The organism is Roseateles sp. P5_E11 (assembly GCF_054049355.1).
Map to the genome: position 1 here is coordinate 1 of NZ_JBFUMO010000656.1, position 2,983 is coordinate 2,983.

Below are 2,983 nucleotides of genomic sequence, written 5' to 3' on the forward strand. Positions count from 1 at the left end.
CTCTTCTACCAGGCGCAGTGCGATCTGCGCACGCGCAGGCTGTCGGGCTTTGAGGCTCTGCTGCGCTGGCGCAGCCCCGACGGCCTGATTGCGCCGGACCGCTTCATTCCGCTGGCCGAGGAATCCGGTCTCATCGTGCCCATTGGCCGCTGGGTGCTGCAGCAGGCCTGCCGCCAGGCCAGGATCTGGCATGACAGCGGGCTGGACCGGCCCGTGATGGCCATCAACATCTCGCCGCGGCAGTTCCAGCATCCCGAGTTCATGGCCACGGTGCGCGAGGCGCTGGACGGCGCGGGAATCGACCCGCGCTTCATCGAGCTGGAGATCACCGAGGGCGCCATGATGGACGACGCCGAGTCCACCATCGCCAAGATGGCCGAGCTGCGTGCGCTGGGCCTGCACCTGGCCATCGATGACTTCGGCACCGGCTATTCGAGCCTGGCCTATCTGAAGCGCTTTCCCATCAACCGCCTGAAGATCGACCGCGCCTTCGTGCGAGACCTCGGCCAGGACGAGAGCGGTGCGGCCATCGTGCAGGCCATGATTCAGCTGTCGCACAGCCTGGGGATGACCGTGGTCGCGGAAGGCGTTGAGGATGCCAGCCAGGAGGCCTGCCTGCGCAACTGGCATTGCGACGTGATGCAGGGCTTTGGCTATGCGCGCCCGCAGCCCGTGCGAGAGGCGACGGCCTTCCTGGAGCGGTGCAGCCGTGAGGGCGGGATCGCGGAATAAACTGAAGCTCCATTCAGACCTCGGACTCGGCGCTTGACCACCAGCCTGCTGCTGATTGCCCTCCTCATCGCCGCCAGCGCCTTCTTCTCGATGGCCGAGCTGTCACTGGCGGCCTCGCGGCGGCTCAACCTGCAGCAGCGCGCCGACTCCGGCGATGCCCGCGCAGCCAAGGTGCTGGCTGTGCAGGAACACCCGGGCGACTACTTCACCGTCGTGCAAATCGGCGTCAACACGGTCGCCATCCTGGCCGGCATCGTTGGCGAGGGTGCGTTCACGCCGCATTTCGAAGCGGCGCTGCGCCTCGTCGTTTCACCCGAACTGGCCGCGACGCTGGGCTTTGCCGCGTCCTTCATCAGCATCACATCGCTCTTCATCGTGCTGGCCGACCTGGTGCCCAAGCGCTTGTCGATGAACGAGCCGGAGCGCGTCGCCATGACGCTGGTAGGCCCCATGCTGGCCCTGTGCCGCGTGCTGAAGCCCCTGGCCTGGTTGTTCAGCGGCATCACCGAGGGCCTGATCCGCGTGTTGGGCCTGCCGGCCAAGCGTGACGAGACCATCAGCTACCGCGACATCCTCGCGCTGACCGAGGCCGGCTACCAGGCCGGCGTCGTCGCGGACGAGGAGCAGCAGGTCATCGCCAACGTGTTCGAGCTGGACACGCGCACCGTCGAGACGGTGATGACGGAGCGCGAGCGCATCGTCTTCTTCTCGCGCGACGACGACGACGTGCTGATCCGCAACCGCATCGCCGACACGCCCCACTCGACCTATGTCGTCTGCGACGGCGACGTCGATCAGGTGGTCGGCTATGTGGATGCGACCGACCTGTTCCAGCGTGTGCTGCGCGATGAAAAGCTGTCGCTGCGCGAGGATGGCGGCGTGCTGGTAAAGAAAGTGCTCATCGTGCCCGACCGGCTGACGCTGTCCGAGATGCTGACCCAGTTCCGCGAGGCGCACGAGGACTTCGCCGTCGTCGTCAACGAGTACAGCCGCGTGGTGGGCGTCATCACGCTGAACGACGTGATGAACACGGTGATGGGCAGCCTGGTCGCGCCGCACGACGAGGAACAGATCGTGCGCCGCGAGGACGGTTCCTTCCTGGCCGATGGCATCACGCCCATCCCGGATGTCGAGCGGTCGCTGGGCATCGAGGGCTGGCCGCATGCCGGCACCTACGACACCTTGGCCGGCTTCCTGATGGTCATGCTGCGCCGCATTCCGCGGCGCACCGATGTCGTCGAGTGGGAAGGCTGGCGCTTCGAGGTGGTTGACGTGGACAGCTACCGGGTCGACCAGGTCATGATCACCGCGGTAGCGCCTGCCGTCAGGGTTTGAAGTTGCCGTCGCTGCGAGCCTGCGAACCGCTGGCGCAGCTCGTGAACTCGCGGTTGCCGCTGCCGGTGGCTTGATTGCTTTCCCAGACGGCCGACGAGCCGTTCCACTTCACATACTTGTATTGAATCGCCGTGCCGGCGGGCTGGCTGACGGTTCCGCTCCACGGTACGTTGGCACCCGAGCCCTGGATGGTCAGTGCAAAGCCCGAGCCGGGCGCCCAGGCGCCGAGGCCGCTGACATTGCCGACGACGCGCAGGTTTTCGCCCATCACCGTGTTGGCGTTGGCGATCGTGAAGGTCACGGCGCAGCTGCCGCCGCCGCCGCCGCTGGTCTTCTGGCCCGTGTAGAGGGCCACGGCCGGCGTGGGGCTGCCGCTGTTCGCCGGCACCGTGATGCTGGCGTTGCCGCTGGCATCCACCGTCACCGAGTCGGCCGTGCAGCCGGTGCCGGCGGCGTTCTTGGTGCCGTTGATGACGTTGCAGTAGGTGCCGGCGGGAAGGCCCGTGGCGAAGCTGCGCGTCCAGGCGCTGCCGCTGTTGTTCAGCGCGACAAAGCCCACATTGCCGCGGCTGAAGGCGATCTGGTTGCCGTTGTTGCCGACGATCCAGTTCTGCTGCGCCTGGCCGAGGCTGGCATTGCGGAAGGCCACCATGTTCGCCAGCGGCGTCCAGCGGTGGGCGAAGTCCCAGACGACGTTGATCTGTGGCGCGCCGCCGCTATAGGGGCTGGCGCTGGGGCGGTCGGCACCGGTGTCGGTGAACTTGAAGCCCGAATAGAGCTGGGCCTCGCCATAGCCCTGGGCGAGCATGAAGACGTGCGCCAGCGTGTACCGCTGGCCACCGGCATCGGCGCCGCCGTTGTTGTTGATGTTCAGCGAGCCGCCGTTGCGCTCGGTGTCCCAGTTGGTGATGAAGAC

The 2,983-nt window shown here is 66.8% G+C and carries 3 protein-coding genes; 2 read left to right on the forward strand and 1 reads right to left on the reverse strand.

The genetic code is table 11. From position 1 onward, the window contains the following. Positions 1-732: putative bifunctional diguanylate cyclase/phosphodiesterase (locus ACXJKR_RS28675; protein WP_457325730.1), on the forward strand; the 732-nt coding region annotated here is incomplete at its 5' end. A 33-nt stretch (positions 733-765) separates the two neighbouring features. Continuing rightward, on the forward strand, positions 766-2,067 hold the full coding sequence (locus ACXJKR_RS28680) for a hemolysin family protein (RefSeq protein ID WP_457325731.1): 1,302 nt from the start codon (positions 766-768) through the stop codon (positions 2,065-2,067). Here the strand turns inward: ACXJKR_RS28680 and ACXJKR_RS28685 are convergent. Next, positions 2,057-2,983: carbohydrate-binding module family 20 domain-containing protein (locus ACXJKR_RS28685; protein ID WP_457325732.1), on the reverse strand; the 927-nt coding region annotated here is incomplete at its 5' end. The genes ACXJKR_RS28680 and ACXJKR_RS28685 overlap by 11 nt on opposite strands.